Here is a 20,066-nt window from a genome sequence, read left to right on the forward strand (position 1 = left end):
CGGTGATTCACCCTGCGGCGCGGCCATGGATCCAGCTCAGGCGCTCTTGGCGAGACGGTAGCCGCTGCCGCGCACCGTTTCGATCATAGCATCGCACCCAGCCGGCTTGAGCGCGGCGCGCAGACGCTTGATATGCACGTCCACCGTGCGCTCTTCCACGAACACGTGATCGCCCCACACCTGGTCGAGCAGCTGCGTGCGGCTGTGCACACGCTCGGGATGCGTCATGAAGAAGTGCAGCAGGCGGAACTCGGTCGGGCCGAGATCGAGCTTGATTTCCGAGCCTTCGGCGGCGGCCGCCACGCGGTGCGTGGCCGGATCGAGCTTCAGACCGTTGATCGCCACCACGTCTTCCGTGAGTTGCGGCGCGCGGCGGCGCAGCACCGCCTTGATGCGCGCCATCAGCTCCTTGGGCGAGAACGGCTTCGTCACGTAGTCGTCAGCGCCGATTTCGAGGCCGAGCACCTTGTCCTGCTCGTCGCCGCGCGCGGTCAGCATGATGATCGGAATATGCTTCGTGCGCTCGTTGCTGCGCAGGTCGCGCGCGAAGTTCACACCCGACTTGCCCGGCAACATCCAGTCGAGCAGGATGAGATCGGGCAGCACGTCGCTGATCAGGTTCTGCGCCTGCTCCGCGTTGTAGGCGCGGATTGGGCAGTGGCCTGCGTGCTGCAGGTTCACCGAAATCAGCTCGGAAATGGCGGGCTCGTCTTCGATGACGAGAATGCTGCTAGGCATCGGCACCTCTTGACCTTGTTACCTGTTGAATTAGCTGAGTGCTTCGCGTTCGAGGGCGTCGCGCGACTTGTGGCGCACGTCGGTACCCTTCACGATGTAGATGATGAATTCCGCGATGTTCTTCGCGTGGTCGCCGATCCGCTCGATCGCCTTGGCGATGAACAGATAATCGAGGCCCACCGAAATCGTGCGCGGATCTTCCATCATGTAGCTCACGAGCTTGCGTACGAACGCACGGAATTCCTCGTCGATCGCCTTGTCGTCGCGCACGATCTGCGCGGCGGCCACGGTGTCGAGGCGCGCGAACGCGTCGAGTGCGCGGCGCAGGATCGACACGGCCATTTCGCCCGAGACCTTGATCTCTGCGATATTGACGGTGCGCGAAGCGCCGTCTTCCATCAGGCGCTTCGTGCGCTTGGCGATCTTCTCGGCTTCGTCGCCGGCGCGCTCGAGATTCGTGATGGTCTTCGAAATGGCGAGCACGAGGCGCAAGTCACGCGCGGCCGGCTGGCGGCGCGCGATGATGTTGCTGCACTCCTCGTCGATCTCGACTTCCATCGTGTTGAGGCGGTCTTCGGCGGCGATCACGCGTGCGGCGGCCTCGCTGTCGAAGTCGTTGAGCGCCTGCATTGCCGTGATGATCTGCGATTCGACGAGGCCGCCCATTTCGAGCACCTTCGACGAAATGAGGTTCAAATCGGCGTCGAACTGGCTGGACAAGTGTTTGTCGGACATGATTTGCTCCCTGCTCCGATTAGCCGAAGCGGCCGGTGATGTAGTCTTCCGTTTCCTTGCGGACCGGCTTGATGAAGATCTTTTCGGTGTCGCCGAACTCGATCAGTTCACCAAGGTACATATATGCAGTGTAGTCCGAGCAACGCGCGGCCTGCTGCATGTTATGGGTGACGATCACCACCGTGTAGTCGCTCTTGAGTTCCGCGATCAGCTCTTCAATACGGCCCGTGGAAATCGGGTCGAGCGCCGAGCACGGCTCGTCGAGCAGCAGCACTTCGGGGCGGATCGCAATGCCGCGCGCGATACACAGGCGCTGCTGCTGGCCGCCCGAGAGGCCGTAGCCGCTCTGGCCGAGCTTGTCCTTCACTTCGTTCCAGAGCGCGGCCTTGGTGAGCGCCCATTCCACGCGGTCATCCATTTCCGGGCGCGAGAGCTTCTCGAACATCTTCACGCCGAACGCGATGTTGTCGTAAATCGACATCGGGAACGGGGTCGGCTTCTGGAACACCATGCCGATACGCGCACGCAAGAGCGAGATGTCGCGCCTCGTGGTGAGCAGGTTTTCGCCGTCCATGAGGATCTCGCCCTCGGCACGCTGCTCCGGATAGAGCGCGTACATCTTGTTGAACGTGCGCAGCAGCGTGGACTTGCCGCAGCCCGACGGGCCGATGAACGCCGTCACCTTGCCTTCGGGAATCTGCAGGTTGATGTTCTTTAGCGCGTGATACTTGTTGTAGAAGAAGTTCAGGTCCTTCACTTCGATCTTCGGCTTGCCCAGCGCCGGCAGGCGTGCGTTCTGGGCGGGATCCGCAGGTTCAAACCCAGCGGAGGGCGCATTGCCGTGCGCAGCGGTGTTGAGGTGACTCTCAGCCATGTTCATCGGGAACTCCGCCCTTATTTCTTCGAAAATACCGTGCGCGCGAGGATATTCAGACCCAGCACGCCCAGCGTGATCAGGAAAACGCCGGCCCACGCAAGCGACTGCCACTGCGCAAACGGGCTCATCGCAAACTTGAAGATCGTGACCGGCAGGTTCGCGATCGGTTGATTCATGTCGGCGCTGAAGAACTGGTTCGACAGCGCGGTGAAGAGCAGCGGCGCGGTTTCGCCAGCGATACGGGCGATTGCGAGCAGCACGCCCGTCACGATGCCCGCGATCGACGCCTTGAGCGTGATGGAGAGCACCATCTTCCACTTCGGCGTGCCGAGTGCGAAGGCCGCTTCGCGCAGCGCGTTCGGCACGAGCTTGAGCATGTTCTCGGTCGTGCGGATCACGATCGGAACCTGCAGCAGTGCGAGCGCAATCGCGCCGGCCCAGCCGCTGAAGTGGCCCATCTTCGCCACGACGAGCGCGTACACGAACAGGCCCACGACGATCGAAGGCGCCGACAGCAGAATATCGTTGATGAAGCGCGTGACGCTGGCGAGCCAGCCCTTCTGGCCATATTCCGCGAGATAGATGCCCGCGAGAATGCCGATCGGCGTGCCAACGAACGTTGCGATCACAACGAGCAGCAGGCTGCCGACGATGGCGTTGGCAAGACCGCCGCCATCGGTGTTCGGCGGCGGCGTCGACTGCGTGAACAGATCCACCGAAAGACCGCCGATGCCAAGCGAAATCGTCGTGTAGAGAATCCACACGAGCCAAAGAAGGCCGAACGCCATGGCGGCGAGCGAGAGCGTGAGCGCGATCGCGTTGGTCATGCGGCGGCGGCGCTGCAGCTTGTCGCGCATGCGATCCAGTTCGGTGCCGTAAATCGCACCTGGAATTTTCAGCATCGGTTCGCTCATCGCGCACCCTCCGATTTTTCAAGGCGCAGCAACATGAGCTTCGAGATCGACAGCACGATGAACGTGATCACGAAGAGGATCAAGCCGAGTTCCATCAGCGCGGCGGTGTGCAGGCCCGGGCTCGCTTCCGCGAACTCGTTGGCGAGGGCCGAGGTGATGCTGTTGCCCGGCGAAAAGAGCGACACGTTGTCGAGCAGGTTCGTATTGCCGATCACGAACGTGACGGCCATCGTCTCGCCGAGCGCGCGGCCGAGACCCAGCATCACGCCGCCGATCACGCCGGTCTTGGTGAACGGCAGCACGATCTTCCACATCACTTCCCAGGTCGTGCAGCCAATGCCGTAGGCCGACTCCTTGAGCAGGACGGGCGTGACTTCGAACACGTCGCGCATGACCGAGGCGATGTACGGAATGATCATGATCGCGAGAATCACGCCAGCGCACAGAATGCCGATGCCGATGGGCGCGCCCTGGAACAGCGCGCCGACGATCGGCATGCCGCCCAGCAGCGAGCCGAGCGGCTTTTCGAACCACTGCGCGAAGATCGGCGCGAATACGAGCAGACCCCACATACCGTAGACGATCGACGGGATCGCGGCGAGCAGTTCGATGGCGATGCCGAGCGGGCGGCGCAGCCACGCGGGCGAAAGCTCGGTGAGGAACAGTGCGATGCCGAAGCTCACAGGCACGGCGATGACGAGCGCGATGATCGAGGTGGCGATCGTGCCGTAGATGGGCACGAGCGCGCCGAACTGCTCGCTGGGTGGATCCCAGTCGGCAGTCCAGAGGAATGCGAAACCGAATTTCTGGATCGTCGGCAACGAGGCGATGATCAGTGACACGATGATGCCGCCGAGCAGCAACAACGTGACGATGGCGGCGAGGCGTGCGAGGCCGCCAAAAATGATGTCCCCTGCCGGGCTGGGCGCTTTCTGCTGCGCGGCGTTGCCGGGCGGGTTCGACACGAGCGGGACGTCGGACATGGTGACCTGGGTTCCAGTTGCCGCAAGCGCGGGGCTCACGACGTTGATGCAGCCGTGGGACTGCAGATCGCCCGGCTTCCGACCGTTAACACTGACAGCCGGAAGGCAGGCGGCACATCTTGGACAGCGCGGATTCAGGCAAGCCACAAGCGAACAGGCCGCGCGCGTCACGCGGCGGCCTCTTTTACGCTTGCCTGACGCCTTGCTTACTCAGCGATCGGCTTGCCGCTCGCGTCCTTGACCTTCTCCTTCCACTGCGACTTGATTTCGCTCACGACCGACTGCGGCAGCGAGATGTAATCGAGGCTGTCAGCAGCCGGCGTGCCATTCTTGAACGCCCAGTCGAAGAATTTGAGCGTTTCCTTGCCCTGGTCCGGCTTGTCCTGTGCCGTGTGCAGCAGCACGAAGGTCGCGCCGACGACCGGCCATGCGTCCTTGCCCGGCTCGTTCGTGAGGATCTGGTAGAACGACTTCTTCCAGTCCGCGCCAGCGGCCGCTGCCTTGAACGTTTCGGTGTCCGGCTGAACCACAGCGCCCGACTCGTTCTTCATGGCAGTGTAGACCATGTGATTTTGCTTGGCGTACGCCCACTCGACGTAGCCGATCGCGCCCGGCAGACGCTGCACGAAGGCTGCCACGCCGTCGTTGCCCTTGCCGCCCGTGCCCGTCGGCCAGCTCACGGTCGTGCCTTCGCCGACCTTGCTCTTCCACTCGGGGCTGACCTTCGAGAGGTAGTTCGTCCAGATGAAGCTGGTGCCCGAGCCGTCAGCGCGGCGGACCACGGCGATGTCGAGATCAGGCAGCTTGACCTTCGGGTTCAGCGCGACGATGGCCGGATCGTTCCACTTCTTGATCTTGCCGAGGTAGATGTCGCCGAGCACCGGGCCCGACAGGGTGATCTCGCCCGGCTTCACGCCCGGCACGTTGATCGCCGGCACGACGCCGCCGACCACCGTCGGAAACTGGAACAGGCCTTCCTTGGCCAGATCCTCGTCCTTCAGCGGAGCGTCCGAGCCCGCGAAGTCAACGGTCTTGGCTTGAATCTGCTTGATGCCGCCCGACGAGCCAATGCCCTGGTAGTTGACCTTGCCGCCGCCCGACTTTTGATAGGCATCCGCCCATTTCGTATAGATCGGTGCTGCGAAGGTGCTACCCGCGCCGGTGATGTCAGCAGCCTGCGCTGCGATCGCGAAGAGCGCGCCAGCAACGCCAGCGAGCGCGGTTTGCATCAATTTCATGAGACCTCCAGTGTGTGAGCGGATGAACGACACCGCGAAGCTTAGGGGGTCTCTGTGACAGTACCGTGACGGTTCATGAAGCGAACGTGACAGTTCGATTACTGGCTGAAAGGCGCTTGAATATGCGTTTTGGGCGATTTTGCAAGCGCGACTGCAACATGGCCTGCACGTGCTGCGGCGGCTGAAACGCCCACCGGCGGACGTTCGAAGGCTGTCCGGGGGTCCGATGAAAAAAATCGAGGAATTCCTCGAAAATGGTTTGCAAACCGTTATGCGATTGTTTTAAACGTTTGCCTGCTTCCGTTGTGATGCCGAAAAATCGCAAAAAAAGATGAGCACGACGGCGGATCGCGACGTCGTGCTCATTGGTTTGGGCGCTGGCGCGACTCAGTCGCGCGACTTAATAGCCGGCGATCACGCGATCGAACGCTTGACCACGCTGGCGATCGCCTCGGCGTAATGCACCGTGTCGCGCTCCTCGCGGGCCTCGACCATCACGCGCAGCACCGGCTCCGTGCCCGAAGCGCGGATCAGCACACGGCCCCGTCCCTTCAATTCCGCCTCGGCGGACGCGATCGACTGCTGGATCCCGGCGTTGCCCTTCCAGTCGGCGCCCTGCGCGATGCGCACGTTGATGAGCTTCTGCGGAAACAGTTTCACGCCGCCGAGCAGTTGCGCGATCGTCTTGCCGCTGCGCTTCATCGCCGCGAGCACGAGCAGCGCCGAGACGATGCCGTCGCCGGTCGTGTGGCGGTCGAGCGACAGAATGTGGCCCGAGCCTTCCGCGCCGAGCTGCCAGCCGCGCTCGCGCAGTTGCTCCAGCACGTAGCGGTCGCCCACGTTCGCGCGCACCAGCTGCACGCCGAGGCCTTCGAGCGCCTGCTCCACCGCGAGATTGGTCATGAGCGTGCCCACTGCGCCTTCCACCCTGCCTTCGGTCGCGATGCGGTCCTTTACGAGCACGTAGAGCAACTCGTCGCCGTTATAGAGGCGGCCATGTGCATCGACCACCTGGAGGCGGTCGGCGTCGCCGTCGAGCGCGATACCGAGATCCGCGTGATTCGCGCGCACGGCGCGCACGAGCGCGTCAGGCGCGGTCGCGCCCACGCCATCGTTGATGTTGAAGCCGTTCGGCGACACACCGATCGGAATCACGTCCGCGCCCAGTTCGTGGAACACGTGCGGCGCGATGTCATACCCCGCACCGTTGGCGCAGTCGATCACGAGCTTCAGCCCGCGCAGATTGAACGCCTGCGGGAACGTGCTCTTGCAGAACTCGATGTAGCGCCCGCCCGCGTCGTGCAGGCGGCGAGCACGGCCAAGCTGCTCGGACGGCGCGCAGGCAAGCGGCTGCTCGAGCTGCTCTTCGATTTGCGTCTCCACCTCATCGGGGAGCTTGTTGCCGTCGGCGGAGAAGAACTTGATGCCGTTGTCGTAGTACGGATTGTGCGACGCGCTGATCACGACGCCCGCGGCGAGCCGCAGCGCGCGCGTGAGATAGGCGATGCCGGGCGTCGTCATCGGACCGGCCAGCATCACGTCGATGCCCGCAGCCGAAAGCCCCGCTTCCAGGGAGGCTTCGAGCATATAGCCTGAAATACGCGTGTCCTTGCCGATCAGCACGGACGGGCGCGGCCCGGATGCCGCAGCCGACCCCGCGAGCACCTTGCCCGCGGCGTAGCCTAGCCGAAGCACGAAATCGGGCGTGATCGGCGCCTCGCCGACCTTGCCACGCACTCCATCAGTTCCGAAATAACGACGTCCCATCTTTCTACCCCTAGGTTTGGTGCTGCTTTGTCCTGTATTGTGGCCGCCCGGATCCGCTCCGGCGCACTTCGTGGCCGTCAGCGTTCTTCCAGGCAATGGCTCAGCCTTGTGTGTCCAACGTACCGACGGACATCGCGTCGCGCATCGCCGCCCAGATCTTGAGTGCGTCCACGGTGGGCGCAACGTCGTGCACGCGAATGATCGCCGCGCCGCGCTGTGCCGCGCACACGGCGGCCCCCACGCTCGCCGCCACGCGTTCGGGCGCGGGCCGGTTCACGAGCGCGCCGAGCATCGACTTGCGCGACATGCCGGCAAGGATCGGATACGGCGCGACGCCTGCCGCAACCTCGGGCGCCGTCTCGGGCAGGTGCGCGAGCAGCGCGTAATTGTGCTCGACCACCGACTTGCCGAAGCCGAAGCCCGGATCCACGCTGATGCGCGCCTTCGCCACGCCCGCCGCTTCGAGTTCGGCACAACGCCGGGCGAGAAACTCGCGCACCTCGCGCACGACGTCCACGTAGTCGGGCTCGCCCAGCTGCATCGTCTGAGGCTCGCCGAGCATGTGCATCACGCACAGCCCGCAGTCGCTGCCGCGCACGGCCTCAATCGCGCCGGGCATCCGGAAACCCCAGATGTCGTTGATCATGTCGGCGCCTGCCGCGAGCGCCGCGCGCATGACTTCGGGCTTGTACGTGTCGATCGACAGCGGCAGGTTCGCGCCCTTGAGTTTTTCCACGAGCGGAATCACGCGTTCGAGTTCCTCGTCGAGCGGCACGGGCGGCGCGCCCGGCCGCGTCGACTCACCGCCAATGTCGATGATATCGACGCCGTCGAGCATCATCTGTTCGGCGCGGCGCAAGGCGTCGCCGAAAGCGACATAGCGACCGCCGTCGGAAAACGAGTCGGGCGTTGCGTTGAGGATGCCCATGACGAGCGGACGCTCGAAAGTCAGCGTGAAGCGGCCGCAGGCGAGCGGTTCAGGTGGGAGACTACCTTGCGAGGAGATGTTGGGCACGTCAAGAAACGTCAGATGTGTAACGAGATGCGGCGGCACAGCGGCACGCCAGAAATGCAAAACGGGCCGATGTGAACATCACACCGGCCCGCAACTTTACTCGATCAGGATCACGCCGGTGCGGTGGCGCTACCGGGCTTGACCTCGGTGCCGGTGCTGCCACCCGACGACGCATCGCCCGGCGACGGCGTGCTCTTCGGCGAGCGCGGCGGACGGCCGGCCATGATGTCGTTGATCTGGTCGGCGTCGATCGTTTCCCACTCCATGAGTGCCGCGGTCATGGCTTCGACCTTGTCGCGGTTCTCGTCGAGCAGGCGCTTCGCGAGGTTGTACTGCTCGTCGAGCACGCGGCGGATTTCCGCGTCGACCTTCTGCTGCGTCGCTTCCGAAATCGCGCGCGTGAAGCCCTTGCCGAACGGGGAGGCTTCGTTGTCGTCGTCGGCGTAGACCATCGGTCCGAGCGCGTCGGTCATGCCAAAGCGTGTCACCATGGCGCGGGCCGTTTGCGTCGCCTTGTTGAAGTCGTCCGAGGCGCCCGTGCTGATCAGGTTCATGAACAGCTCTTCCGCCACGCGGCCGCCGAACAGAATGGCCAGACGATCCAGCAGATAGTCCTTCGAGTACGTTTCGTTGTCGTGCTCGGGCAGCTGCCACGTCACACCCAGCGCGCGGCCGCGCGGGATGATCGTGACCTTGTGCACCGGGTCCGCCTTCGGCAGCAGCTTCGCGACAACCGCGTGACCCGACTCGTGGTACGCCGTGGCGCGCTTCGCTTCCTCACGAATCACCGCCGACTTGCGCTCCGGACCCATGAAGATCTTGTCCTTCGCGTCTTCGAAGTCCTGCATTTCGACAATGCGCTTGCCGCGGCGCGCCGCGAAGAGCGCGGCTTCGTTCACGAGGTTCGCAAGGTCAGCACCCGAGAAGCCCGGCGTGCCACGTGCGATCACCGCTGCATCCACGTCGTTGGCGATCGGCACCTTGCGCAGGTGCACCTTCATGATCTGCTCGCGGCCGCGAATGTCCGGCAGTCCCACATACACCTGGCGGTCGAAACGGCCCGGACGCAGCAGCGCCTTGTCGAGCACGTCCGAACGGTTGGTTGCCGCGATCACGATAACGCCCGAGTTCGCCTCGAAGCCGTCCATCTCGACCAGCATCTGGTTCAGCGTCTGCTCGCGCTCGTCGTTGCCGCCGCCCATGCCGGCGCCACGATGGCGACCGACCGCGTCGATTTCGTCGATGAACACGATACACGGCGCATGCTTCTTGGCCTGCTCGAACATGTCGCGCACGCGGGCCGCGCCCACGCCGACGAACATTTCGACGAAGTCCGAACCCGAGATGCTGAAGAACGGCACCTTCGCTTCGCCGGCAATGGCGCGCGCAAGCAGCGTCTTACCCGTACCCGGAGGGCCAACGAGCAGCACGCCGCGCGGAATGCGTCCACCCAGCTTCTGGAATTTTTGCGGATCGCGCAGGAAGTCGACCAGTTCCGACACTTCTTCCTTGGCTTCGTCGCAGCCCGCGACGTCGGAGAAGTTGACCGCGTTGTTGTTCTCGTCGATCAAGCGGGCGCGCGATTTACCAAAGGAGAACGCCCCGCCTTTGCCGCCCCCCTGCATCTGTCTCATCATGTAGAACCAGAACACGATGATGAGGATGGTTGGCCCGAGGTAATACAGCGCGGAAACCAGCGCATTCGGCTCTTCATCAGCCTTGCCGCTCACCTGCACGCCATATTTCATCAGGTCGCCGACCATCCAGATGTCACCCGGGGAGACGATCTGGTATTTCTGGCCATCAGCCGGAGTGACCGTGAGGTTCCGCCCCTGCACCACGACAGTCTTGACCTTGCCGTTCTTCGCGTCGTCCATGAACTGCGAATAGGAAACGCCTTCCTGGACACGGGGCTTGTCGAACTGCTTGAACACCGTAAACAGCACCAGTGCGATTACCAGCCACACTGCTGCCTTCGAAAACATGTTGTTGTTCAAAGCACCACTCCTTCACTCATAGATGGGCGCCTACATTTGCCTTGCGACACCACCAAAGCATTCTAATCCAGTACACGGACCCCTGCCATAACGTTTCGCTACCGCAGGAATAGCCCGAGCGCCTTGTCCTGACCGCCTCTCGGGGCCATTTTGCGACCAGATTGCGCCTTTTGCACGGCAATCATGCCCCGTTTAACGGGGACGCTTCAGATGTTTACCCAATATAAACGTTTCGGACGATTTATCGCGCGAAGCCTTCGGCTTGCGCGCCGCCACGACCTTGAACTGCTGCTTGAACTTCTCGACGATCTGACTGTAACCGCTGCCGTGGAAGCATTTGACTAAAAGGGCTCCATCGGGTTTCAGATGATTCTGCGAAAACTCGAGCGCCAGATCGCACACGTGCTCGATGCGCGCCGCGTCGGCCGACGCGACCCCCGAGAGATTGGGCGCCATGTCCGAAATTACAAGATCGACCGGGCGCCCACCCATCAATTCTTCCAGTTGCGCGAGCACGGCGTCCTCGCGGAAGTCGCCCTGCAGGAACTGCACGTCGGAGATGGGTTCCATGGGCAGGAGATCGAGCGCGATGATCGTGCCGTCGATCCCGCCCTGTCGTTGGTCGTCGCGCTTCGTGCTCTGCGCGAGTTTGTTGCGAGCGTACTGGCTCCAGCTGCCGGGCGCGGCGCCGAGGTCCACGATCAGCATGCCGGGGTGGATCAGCTTGTCCTGCTCGTCGATTTCCTTGAGCTTGTAGGCGGCGCGAGCGCGATAGCCCTCCCGCTGCGCCATTTTCACGTACGGGTCGTTGATATGGTCGTGCAGCCACGACTGGTTGAAGCGATTTTTTGCCATTAAAGATGAACTCTTGCTGCGTGATTCCGCGCTTTTAGCGGATAATACGCGTTTTATTCGTGCGGCCGTCGCGGCCCGCCTGGCCGGATGTTCGTTTCTCCGCCGGCGTTTTTTGCCCGCGCCCTGCCGCTCCCCACGGTTTTCCGTTGTTCCGACGCGCTTTGCCCGCTGGCGGCCCGCTATTCGCGGACCGCATTCACGTCTGCCCAGGTTGTCAATTCATGCCTGTCGACCCGCGCGGCGCCGTCATTTTAGTCGAGTCTGCCACATCCCATGCCCGCCCTCACTCTTTCCGCCGAACAGCGCTCCGAGCTGCGCTCCCAGGCTCACGCGCTCAAACCGGTGGTGCTCATCGGCGCCGAGGGACTGACCGACGCCGTGCTCAAGGAAATCAAGGTTCACCTTTCCGCGCACCAGCTCATCAAGGTGCGCGTGTTCGGCGACGAGCGCGAAGAGCGCCTCGCGATCTACGAAGAGATCTGCGACCGCCTGAATGCCGCCCCGATCCAGCACATCGGCAAGCTGCTCGTCATCTACAAGCCCGAGGAAGCCAAGGCGAAGGGCACCACCGCGCGCGCCGGCGCCCGCGGCACCGTGTCGCGCCCATCCGCCGACGTACCGAGCGCGCGTGAAGCGGGCAAGCGTGGCGCCGCTCCGCGCACCGTCAAGGTCGTCAAGGCCAGCGACAACCCCATGCGCAAGCCGAAGGCGCAAAAGGTGACGGTCAAGGGCAACGAGCGCGTCACGCAAGGCGGCAACATCAAGCGCGCCAAGAAGCGCCAAACCAGCTCCAAGCGGGCCCACCAGGGTTCGAAGTAAAAAAGCGCGGCCATCGAGCCGCGCTTTTTTTCACCTGACTCGGCTTCAGGTCGCTATCAGCGCGGAGCGGCTTCCACGCGCTGCGGCAGCGTGCCGCGCGCCGAAGGCAGCAGCCAGACGAGCCATGCACCCAGCAGGCTCTGCACGAGATAGAACAGGCTCGACACGCCGTGCAGCAAGCCGAAGCGGCTCGCATACGGCGAACTGGCCACATCCATGCCCGCGCTCATCGCTTGAACGCGCAACGCGTTCATGAACGGCTGCAGCGCGAAATAGCCGACCAGCACGCACAGCAGCATGGCGGCCAGAATCCAGCGCAGCCGGCGATAGCCCAACGCGCCGCGGCGCGCGAGCACGCTCGACAGCCCGAGCATCAACACGCCGCACACCACGCCGATCAGGCCTTCAAGGCGAAACAGCTGCGCGGCGAGTTCGCCGGCCACCACCCTTTCGAGCGACGCGAACAGGACGGGCGCGACCGCATAGCCGATGGTCAGCTGGCTGCCGACCCACAGCATGGCCAGCAGCCCGAAGAGCCGGTGCGGAACGAGCGAAACGGGAGTGGCGGAACCCACGTGGCTTGCAGTACTCACGTCGATGCGCCCTCAGACGTAGCGAACCTCGATGACCTCGTACTCGCGCACGCCGCTGGGGGCCTGCACCTGGGCGACATCGCCTTCGGACTTGCCGATCAGCGCGCGCGCGATGGGCGAGCTGACCGAGATCAGGCCGTGCTCGAGGTCGGCTTCGTCGTCGCCGACGATCTGGTAGGTCACCGTCTTCCCCGAATCGAGGTCTTCGAGATCCACGGTCGAGCCGAACACCACGCGGCCGTCCGCTTCGAGCGTGGCCGGGTCGATGATCTGCGCGGCCGCCAGCTTCGACTCGATCTCGGCGATGCGGCCTTCGATGAAGCCCTGCTTTTCCTTTGCGGCGTCGTATTCCGCGTTTTCCGACAGATCGCCCTGCGCACGCGCTTCCGCGATCGAATTGATGACCGCCGGACGCTCGACGGATTTCAGGCGCTGCAACTCTCCGCGGAGTTGGTCTGCACCGCGCTTGGTCAAGGGAATCGTGCTCATAAACAACTCGTACGGCCCAAAAGGGCCTAAAGGAGACCGCGCCACGCACGCGTGTCGCGCACGTTGCGGCCATAAAAAAATTCCGCGGTTAAGTGCATCCCGCGAGGGCGGCCGCGCAGTCTGGCGCAGCCTGAAAACCCTGTTGGGACGCCGCTTAACCGCGGCACATTCAGCTTTTTTAGCCTGCCTCGTCGAGTGTTAGACAGACAATTGAAGCCTTAGTTTAGGCGAGCATGGAGGCCTTGTAAATCATAGACTTCCAGGTTCTTCAGGTAGCGCAGACCCTCGACGGCCGCGCGTGCGCCCGACATCGTCGTGTAGTAGGTGACCTTGTTGGCCTGCGCGCTCATGCGGATCGAACGCGAATCGGCGATCGCCGAGCGGGTTTCGTCGACGGTCGTGAAGACGAGCGAAATCTCGCCATTCTTGATCATGTCGACGATGTGCGGACGGCCGTCCTTCACCTTGTTCACGACCTTCACCGGCACGCCGGCCGCCTCGATCGCGGCAGCCGTGCCGCGCGTGGCGACGATCGGGTAGCCGAGTTCGTGCAGCATGCGCGCGACTTCCACGGCCTTGGGCTTGTCGGCGTCCATCACCGTGATGAAGACGGTGCCCGACTCCGGCAGGCGCGAGCCCGCTGCGAGTTGCGACTTGAACAGCGCTTCGCCGAAGGTCTTGCCCACGCCCATCACTTCGCCCGTGGAGCGCATTTCCGGTCCGAGCACCGGATCGACGGTCGGGAACTTGACGAACGGGAACACGGCTTCCTTCACGCTGAAGTACGGCGGCACGACTTCCTTCGTCACGCCCTGCTGTGCCAGCTTCTGGCCGACCATGGCGCGCGCCGCGATTTTCGCGAGCGGCAGGCTGGTCGCCTTCGAGACGTACGGCACGGTACGCGAAGCGCGCGGGTTCACTTCCAGCACGTAGATGATGTCCTTCTTCGAACCGTCATCCTGCGGCACTTGCTGGATCGCGAACTGCACGTTCATGAGCCCGACCACGTTCAGCGCCTTCGCCATCGCGGCCGTTTGACGCTTGAGTTCGGCAACCGTTTCCTGCGAGAGCGAGTACGGGGGCAGCGAGCAGGCCGAGTCGCCCGAGTGCACGCCCGCTTGCTCGATGTGCTCCATTACGCCGCCGATGAACACGGCTTCGCCATCGGAGATGCAGTCCACGTCGCATTCGATCGCGTCGTTCAGGAAGCGGTCGAGCAGCACCGGCGAGTCGTTCGACACCTTCACGGCCTCGCGCATGTAGCGCTCGAGGTCGCGCGGTTCGTGGACGATTTCCATGGCGCGGCCGCCCAGCACGTACGACGGACGCACGACGAGCGGGTAGCCGATTTCGTCGGCGAGCTTGAGCGCTTCGTCTTCGGCGCGCGCGGTGCGGTTCGGCGGCTGGCGCAGGTTCAGCTCCTGCAGCAGCTTCTGGAAGCGCTCGCGGTCTTCTGCGGCGTCGATCATGTCCGGCGACGTGCCGACGATAGGCACGCCGTTCGCCTCAAGGTCGAGCGCGAGCTTCAGCGGCGTCTGGCCGCCGTACTGCACGATCACGCCAACCGGCTTTTCCAGGTCCACGACTTCGAGCACGTCTTCGAGCGTGAGCGGCTCGAAGTACAGACGGTCGGACGTGTCGTAGTCGGTCGAAACGGTCTCGGGGTTGCAGTTGACCATGATCGTTTCGTAGCCGTCTTCGCGCATCGCGAGCGCGGCGTGCACGCAGCAGTAGTCGAACTCGATACCCTGGCCGATCCGGTTCGGGCCGCCGCCCAGCACCATGATCTTCTTGTTGGTCGTCGGGTTCGCCTCGCACTCTTCCTCATAGGTCGAGTACATGTAGGCGGTCTTCGTGGCGAACTCGGCCGCGCAGGTGTCCACGCGCTTGTAGACCGGGCGCACGTTCAGTTCGATACGACGGCGGCGCACGTCCGTGGCGTTGCTGCCGAGCAGCTTCGCGAGACGGCGATCCGAGAAACCGCTTTGCTTCAGGTAACGCAGCTCGTCCTTCGAGAGGCTTGCGAGCGTGCGGCCGCGGGCGGCCTCTTCCTTCTTGATGATTTCCTCGATCTGCGCGAGGAACCACGGGTCGATCGCGGTTTCTTCGAAGATCTCTTCGCGCGTCATGCCCACGCGGAACGCGTCGCCCACGTACCAGATGCGGTCCGGACCGGCTTCGCCGATCTCACGGATGATCTCGTCGCGGCTCGTGGTCTTTTCGTCCAGACCGTCCACGCCGACTTCGAGGCCGCGCAGCGCCTTCTGGAACGACTCCTGGAACGTGCGGCCGATCGCCATGACTTCGCCCACCGACTTCATCTGCGTGGTGAGGCGCGGGTCGGCTTCGCGGAACTTCTCGAACGCGAAACGCGGAATCTTGGTGACGACGTAGTCGATGGTCGGCTCGAACGAAGCCGGCGTCTGACCGCCTGTGATTTCGTTCTTGAGCTCGTCGAGCGTGTAGCCCACGGCCAGCTTGGCGGCGACCTTGGCGATCGGGAAGCCCGTGGCCTTCGAGGCCAGCGCCGAGGAACGCGACACGCGCGGATTCATTTCGATCACGATCATGCGGCCCGTGCGCGGATCGATCGAGAACTGGACGTTCGAGCCGCCCGTATCCACGCCGATCTCCCGTAGCACCGCCAGCGAGGCGTCGCGCAGGATCTGGTATTCCTTGTCGGTGAGCGTTTGCGCCGGCGCGACCGTGATCGAGTCGCCGGTGTGGATGCCCATCGGGTCGAGGTTTTCGATCGAGCAGACGATGATGCAGTTATCCGCCTTGTCGCGGACCACTTCCATCTCGTATTCCTTCCAGCCGAGCAGCGACTCTTCGATCAGTAGTTCGCGCGTGGGCGAGAGGTCGAGACCGCGCTTGCAGATCTCTTCGAACTCTTCACGGTTGTAGGCAATGCCGCCGCCCGAACCGCCGAGCGTGAACGACGGACGGATCACGACCGGGTAGCCGCCCGAGCCGGTGGCTTCGGCGATTTCGCCTTGCACCTTGAGCGCCTCTTCCATCGAGTGCGCGACGCCCGACTTCGCCGAACCGAGACCGATCCCGGTCATCGCGTCCTTGAACTTCTGGCGGTCTTCGGCCTTGTCGATGGCTTCCGGCGAAGCGCCGATCAGCTCGACGTTGTACTTCTTCAGCACGCCGTGATGATGCAGGTCGAGCGCGCAGTTCAGCGCGGTCTGGCCGCCCATCGTCGGCAGGATCGCGTCGGGGCGCTCCTTTTCGATGATGCGCTCTACCACTTCCCACGTGATCGGCTCGATGTAGGTGACGTCGGCCGTGTTCGGGTCGGTCATGATCGTCGCCGGATTGCTGTTGACGAGGATGACCTTGTAGCCTTCTTCACGCAGCGCCTTGCATGCCTGCGCGCCCGAATAGTCGAACTCGCACGCCTGGCCGATGATGATCGGACCCGCGCCGATGATGAGAATGCTCTTGATGTCTGTCCGCTTGGGCATAACGCTCTCGCTAAATATTCCTGTGTCTTTTACGTCTGGCGGCTGACTGCCTGCCGCCCGGGTGCGCGCGTGGGCCGTTCTTCAGACCGGCTCGCTGCGCACCCTGCTCTGCGCTTTCGCTCGATGCGGCGCTTACGCCGCCTTCGCCTTGTCCATCAGCGCCGTGAAGCGGTCGAACAGATAGCCGATGTCCTGCGGACCCGGCGATGCTTCCGGGTGCCCCTGGAAGCAGAACGCGGGCTTATCGGTCAGCTCGAAGCCTTGCAGCGTGCCGTCGAACAGCGAAACGTGCGTGACGCGCGTGTTCGCGGGGAGCGTCGCGGCGTCCACCGCGAAGCCGTGGTTCTGCGACGTGATGACGACGCGGCCGTCGCCGAGATCCTTCACCGGATGGTTCGCGCCGTGGTGGCCCGTCTTCATCTTCATGGTCTTCGCGCCCACGGCGAGACCCATGATCTGATGGCCGAGGCAGATGCCGAAGGTCGGGATGCCGCGCTCGATGAAGGCTTGCGTCGCCTTGATCGCGTAGTCGCACGGTTCCGGGTCGCCGGGGCCGTTCGAGAGGAACACGCCGTCCGGGTTCAGTGCGAAGGCGTCTTCAGCCGTAGCTTGCGCCGGCAGCACCGTGACGTCGCAGCCGCGCTCGGCCAGCATGCGCAGGATGTTCTGCTTCACGCCGTAGTCGAACGCCACGACCTTGTATTTCGGCGCCGATTGCGTGCGGTAGCCTTCGCCCAGACGCCATTCCGTGGTGTTCCACTGATACGGCTTCTGGGTCGACACGACCTTGGCGAGGTCCATGCCCGCGAGGCCCGGGAACGAGCGCGCGAGTTCGATGGCCTTTGCTTCGTCGTCGGAGCCTGCGAGGATCGCGCCGTTCTGCGCGCCCTTTTCGCGCAGGATACGCGTGAGCTTGCGCGTATCGATGCCGGCGATGGCGACTACGCCTTCGTCCTTCAGATATTGGCCGAGCGTGCGTTCCATGCGGAAGTTCGAGGCGAGCACGGGCAGGTCGCGGATGATCAGACCGGCGGCATGGACTTTCGTGGCTTCGACGTCTTCGGCGTTGACGCCGACGTTGCCGATATGCGGATACGTGAGGGTGACGATCTGGCGAGCGTAGCTCGGGTCAGTCAGGATTTCCTGATAGCCGGTGATAGCCGTGTTGAACACGACTTCACCGATCGTATGACCCGGCGCGCCGATCGAGTAACCACGAAAGACCGTGCCGTCGGCGAGCGCGAGCAGAGCGGGAGAGAATGACGGCAACACGGGAGACTCCTTGGGGGAGCACCCTGTGCCGACCTGTTATCCGACGTTGCGATCTTGCGACCTGGGAGCGGCTGCGGCGTCGGCATCCTTTTCTGTGAGGATCAGGATGCGCGCGCGGCTCGCTCGCTTGCGCGACCTCTTCGTGTGGTCGACCGTTGTGGCGCCGGGCCACGAGCGCGCGTTTGTGACGCAGGATCGGGCGGCAGCCGGCCAGTTGACGATGAAGCGCGGGCGGCGGATGAACGGATGGGAGGAGGTAGGCGCTAGGGTGCGGGTTGATAAGCTCAAACCTTGAAATTATAGCGCGAAAGTCACCTTTCCTTCAAATTTCAGGATGACGCTGGCGACGGGGAGCGTGCTCGCAGCCCGGTGCGCGGCCCTTTCCACTATAGCGGGCAGGGGCGCGGCGGCAAGCGTCGCCCGCCCGGCGCCGCCCGTAGTCGCCCCTATTCGCGCCCTCTATTTTTGGCACCCGCCAATGAAAACGCCGCCACCTGGCGGGGTGACGGCGTCAAAGACAACAAAACGGAAAAGTGATCGGAGCGAAATACCATGCGCTGCCCCCGCAACGCATGTGTTTGAGCACCCTTCGCCTGCCGCTATTTTGTCTGGTGCTTCTGCGCGTGGGTTTCGGCCTTCGGGCGGCTCGCCGCACCCTTCGACGCCTTGCTGGGCGCAGCGCTGACCGTCCTGGCCTTGACCGGTTCGGAAACCTTGACGACCTCGGTGCGCGCGCGACCGTGCTTCTTATCGTATCGCGACTTCGACCCGGTGTCTGCAACGCGGGTGCCAATTCGCTGCACGCCGCCGTCAGAAACGTTCGTTGCCAGACGCTCCGGCCCCGGTTCGCTCGGCATTGCCTTGTTGACCGGCACGTGCAAAACCAGCACCTGGCCCGGCGCGACGTAGTCGCGGCGGGTCTTGTTCCATGCCTTCAACTGGCCGAGCGACACGCCATAGCGGCTCGCCACCGCTTCCATCGACTGCTTGCGGCGCACGCGGATCAGCATCTTGCGTGTGTCGGGCACGTCTGGCTCCATGGCCAGCACGGCGCTTTCCGCCACGTCTGCGCTGATGTCTTCGTCGTCGCCGTCGTCGGTGCGCGGCACCACGAGCGTCGACCCCGCCTTCAGGCGCATGCCCGCCGGAATCTTGTTGACCGACATCAGCGTGTCGGCGTCCACGCCGATCTTCTGCGCGATCGCCGCCGGCGTGGCGCGCGAGTCGGTCGTGTAGACGGTCCACGACGAAAGCTGGCCGGAATAGGCCTTCAGGTTGCGCTCGAACGCGCTCGCGTTGTCGAACGGCAGCAGGATCTGCGGGTCGGTCGCGCCGAGAATCACGGGTTTCTTGAACGACGGGTTGAGCGAGCGGAACTCGTCGGTCGTCATGTTCGCGAGCTTGGCGGCGACGTCCACGTCGATGTCGTGCGAGGTCGTGACCGTCACGAAATACGGGTGGTTCGGAATGGACGGCAGCGTGAGCCCGTACTGCTGCGGGTTCATCACGATGTTCTTGACCGCCTGCAGCTTCGGCACGTAGTTACGCGTTTCGCTGGGCATGCGCAGGCTTTGGTAGTCGGTCGGCAGGCCCGCCGCCTCGTTGCGCGCGATGGCGCGCTGAACGTTGCCCTCGCCCCAGTTGTAGGCGGCCAGCGCGAGATACCAGTCGCCGAACATGTCGTGCAGGCGCGAGAGATAGTCGAGCGCGGCACTGGTCGACGCCAGCACGTCACGGCGCTCGTCCTGCCACATGTTCTGCTTGAGGTTGTAGGTGCGGCCCGTGCCCGGCACGAACTGCCACATGCCGGCGGCCTTCGCGACCGACAGCGCCTGTGGGTTATACGCGGACTCGATGAACGGGAGCAGCGCGAGCTCGGTAGGCATATGACGCGCCTCGAGCTCTTCGACGATGTGATACAGGTACTTCTGCGAACGCTCGGTCATGCGCGCGACGTAGTCCGGCCGCTGGGCGTACCAGTTGGCGTTCATGTCGACGAGGTCGCTCTGCAGGTCGGGCATCTGGAAGCCGCGGCGAATGCGCGCCCAGAGGTCGGCGTCGGGGCTCGTGAGCTGATCGACGGAGCTTTGATCGACGTTAATGGTTTCCTTCGCGGCGGAGGTCTTACGAATGAGGTCGGCGTTGGCCTGGGCGTTGGCTGGTGCTTGAGAACTCGCAGACGGTCCCCCGCTCGCACAGGCGGCAAGCATGAGGACCAGCAGCGCACTGATAATGAATCGCATGAAAATCTACATCCGCATGGCTGGAATTTGCAGCCGATAGTACGGAACGTGTCCGTTT

General features: G+C 63.7%; 16 protein-coding genes. 1 reads left to right on the top strand and 15 read right to left on the bottom strand.

Going from position 1 to position 20,066, the window contains the following annotated elements; genetic code table 11:
* Positions 1–36: 36 nt before the first annotated feature.
* The 10 genes from phoB to M3I56_RS16515 form a co-directional block, all read right to left on the bottom strand.
* On the bottom strand, positions 37–738 hold the full coding sequence (gene phoB, locus M3I56_RS16470) for a phosphate regulon transcriptional regulator PhoB (RefSeq protein WP_254354902.1): 702 nt from the start codon (positions 736–738) through the stop codon (positions 37–39).
* A gap of 30 nt (positions 739–768) precedes the next feature.
* Positions 769–1,473, bottom strand: coding sequence for a phosphate signaling complex protein PhoU (phoU, locus tag M3I56_RS16475; RefSeq protein WP_028208453.1), 705 nt, complete (start codon positions 1,471–1,473; stop codon positions 769–771).
* A gap of 19 nt (positions 1,474–1,492) precedes the next feature.
* The gene (pstB, locus tag M3I56_RS16480) at positions 1,493–2,347 is read right to left on the bottom strand and encodes a phosphate ABC transporter ATP-binding protein PstB (RefSeq protein WP_375541738.1); all 855 of its coding nucleotides are present in this window, start codon (positions 2,345–2,347) and stop codon (positions 1,493–1,495) included.
* Positions 2,348–2,367: 20 nt separating this feature from the next.
* A complete protein-coding gene (gene pstA / locus M3I56_RS16485) occupies positions 2,368–3,264 on the bottom strand; it encodes a phosphate ABC transporter permease PstA (RefSeq protein ID WP_254354904.1) in 897 nt (298 codons plus the stop codon).
* Positions 3,261–4,247 (bottom strand): phosphate ABC transporter permease PstC, encoded by a 987-nt coding sequence (pstC, locus tag M3I56_RS16490; RefSeq protein ID WP_254354905.1) that lies wholly within the window; start codon positions 4,245–4,247, stop codon positions 3,261–3,263. The genes pstA and pstC overlap by 4 nt, the downstream gene beginning before the upstream one ends.
* A gap of 206 nt (positions 4,248–4,453) precedes the next feature.
* A complete protein-coding gene (pstS, locus tag M3I56_RS16495) occupies positions 4,454–5,485 on the bottom strand; it encodes a phosphate ABC transporter substrate-binding protein PstS (protein WP_254354906.1) in 1,032 nt (343 codons plus the stop codon).
* A gap of 414 nt (positions 5,486–5,899) precedes the next feature.
* Positions 5,900–7,252: a phosphoglucosamine mutase gene (glmM, locus tag M3I56_RS16500; protein ID WP_254354907.1), complete on the bottom strand. Its 1,353-nt coding sequence runs from the start codon at positions 7,250–7,252 to the stop codon at positions 5,900–5,902.
* A 100-nt stretch (positions 7,253–7,352) separates the two neighbouring features.
* Positions 7,353–8,180 carry a dihydropteroate synthase gene (gene folP / locus M3I56_RS16505; RefSeq protein WP_302056873.1) on the bottom strand — a complete coding sequence of 276 codons (828 nt, stop codon included), beginning with the start codon at positions 8,178–8,180 and terminating at the stop codon, positions 7,353–7,355.
* Between the two features lie 197 nt (positions 8,181–8,377).
* Positions 8,378–10,264 (bottom strand): ATP-dependent zinc metalloprotease FtsH, encoded by a 1,887-nt coding sequence (gene ftsH / locus M3I56_RS16510; protein ID WP_254334002.1) that lies wholly within the window; start codon positions 10,262–10,264, stop codon positions 8,378–8,380.
* A 192-nt stretch (positions 10,265–10,456) separates the two neighbouring features.
* Positions 10,457–11,119, bottom strand: coding sequence for an RlmE family RNA methyltransferase (locus M3I56_RS16515; RefSeq protein WP_254354908.1), 663 nt, complete (start codon positions 11,117–11,119; stop codon positions 10,457–10,459).
* A 273-nt stretch (positions 11,120–11,392) separates the two neighbouring features.
* Between M3I56_RS16515 and M3I56_RS16520 the strand changes: the two genes are divergently transcribed.
* Positions 11,393–11,938, top strand: coding sequence for a YhbY family RNA-binding protein (locus M3I56_RS16520; RefSeq protein WP_254334007.1), 546 nt, complete (start codon positions 11,393–11,395; stop codon positions 11,936–11,938).
* Positions 11,939–11,994: 56 nt separating this feature from the next.
* On the opposite strand, the gene M3I56_RS16525 is transcribed toward M3I56_RS16520, so the two are convergent.
* From M3I56_RS16525 to M3I56_RS16545, 5 genes are all read right to left on the bottom strand, one after another.
* Positions 11,995–12,456 carry a DUF4149 domain-containing protein gene (locus tag M3I56_RS16525; protein WP_254354970.1) on the bottom strand — a complete coding sequence of 154 codons (462 nt, stop codon included), beginning with the start codon at positions 12,454–12,456 and terminating at the stop codon, positions 11,995–11,997.
* Between the two features lie 87 nt (positions 12,457–12,543).
* Positions 12,544–13,020 (bottom strand): transcription elongation factor GreA, encoded by a 477-nt coding sequence (gene greA, locus M3I56_RS16530; protein ID WP_028206648.1) that lies wholly within the window; start codon positions 13,018–13,020, stop codon positions 12,544–12,546.
* 218 nt (positions 13,021–13,238) lie between these two features.
* Positions 13,239–16,493, bottom strand: coding sequence for a carbamoyl-phosphate synthase large subunit (gene carB, locus M3I56_RS16535; protein WP_254354909.1), 3,255 nt, complete (start codon positions 16,491–16,493; stop codon positions 13,239–13,241).
* A 132-nt stretch (positions 16,494–16,625) separates the two neighbouring features.
* The gene (carA, locus tag M3I56_RS16540; RefSeq protein WP_254354910.1) at positions 16,626–17,765 is read right to left on the bottom strand and encodes a glutamine-hydrolyzing carbamoyl-phosphate synthase small subunit; all 1,140 of its coding nucleotides are present in this window, start codon (positions 17,763–17,765) and stop codon (positions 16,626–16,628) included.
* A 599-nt stretch (positions 17,766–18,364) separates the two neighbouring features.
* Positions 18,365–20,008, bottom strand: coding sequence for a transglycosylase SLT domain-containing protein (locus tag M3I56_RS16545; RefSeq protein ID WP_254354911.1), 1,644 nt, complete (start codon positions 20,006–20,008; stop codon positions 18,365–18,367).
* Positions 20,009–20,066 lie beyond the last annotated feature (58 nt).

Source organism: Paraburkholderia sp. CNPSo 3281 (genome assembly GCF_024206515.1).
Classification (GTDB): domain Bacteria; phylum Pseudomonadota; class Gammaproteobacteria; order Burkholderiales; family Burkholderiaceae; genus Paraburkholderia; species Paraburkholderia nodosa.

What these genes read in the sequence shown, in the direction of transcription:
- folP (WP_302056873.1), bottom strand. Translation starts at nt 8,180, where the DNA reads ATGGGCATCCTCAACGCAACGCCCGACTCGTTTTCCGACGGCGGTCGC.
- greA (WP_028206648.1), bottom strand. Translation starts at nt 13,020, where the DNA reads ATGAGCACGATTCCCTTGACCAAGCGCGGTGCAGACCAACTCCGCGGA.
- phoU (WP_028208453.1), bottom strand. Translation starts at nt 1,473, where the DNA reads ATGTCCGACAAACACTTGTCCAGCCAGTTCGACGCCGATTTGAACCTC.
- pstB (WP_375541738.1), bottom strand. Translation starts at nt 2,347, where the DNA reads ATGGCTGAGAGTCACCTCAACACCGCTGCGCACGGCAATGCGCCCTCC.
- pstC (WP_254354905.1), bottom strand. Translation starts at nt 4,247, where the DNA reads ATGTCCGACGTCCCGCTCGTGTCGAACCCGCCCGGCAACGCCGCGCAG.
- pstA (WP_254354904.1), bottom strand. Translation starts at nt 3,264, where the DNA reads ATGAGCGAACCGATGCTGAAAATTCCAGGTGCGATTTACGGCACCGAA.
- glmM (WP_254354907.1), bottom strand. Translation starts at nt 7,252, where the DNA reads ATGGGACGTCGTTATTTCGGAACTGATGGAGTGCGTGGCAAGGTCGGC.
- M3I56_RS16545 (WP_254354911.1), bottom strand. Translation starts at nt 20,008, where the DNA reads ATGCGATTCATTATCAGTGCGCTGCTGGTCCTCATGCTTGCCGCCTGT.
- phoB (WP_254354902.1), bottom strand. Translation starts at nt 738, where the DNA reads ATGCCTAGCAGCATTCTCGTCATCGAAGACGAGCCCGCCATTTCCGAG.
- M3I56_RS16525 (WP_254354970.1), bottom strand. Translation starts at nt 12,456, where the DNA reads ATGCTGTGGGTCGGCAGCCAGCTGACCATCGGCTATGCGGTCGCGCCC.
- carB (WP_254354909.1), bottom strand. Translation starts at nt 16,493, where the DNA reads ATGCCCAAGCGGACAGACATCAAGAGCATTCTCATCATCGGCGCGGGT.
- M3I56_RS16515 (WP_254354908.1), bottom strand. Translation starts at nt 11,119, where the DNA reads ATGGCAAAAAATCGCTTCAACCAGTCGTGGCTGCACGACCATATCAAC.
- M3I56_RS16520 (WP_254334007.1), top strand. Translation starts at nt 11,393, where the DNA reads ATGCCCGCCCTCACTCTTTCCGCCGAACAGCGCTCCGAGCTGCGCTCC.
- pstS (WP_254354906.1), bottom strand. Translation starts at nt 5,485, where the DNA reads ATGAAATTGATGCAAACCGCGCTCGCTGGCGTTGCTGGCGCGCTCTTC.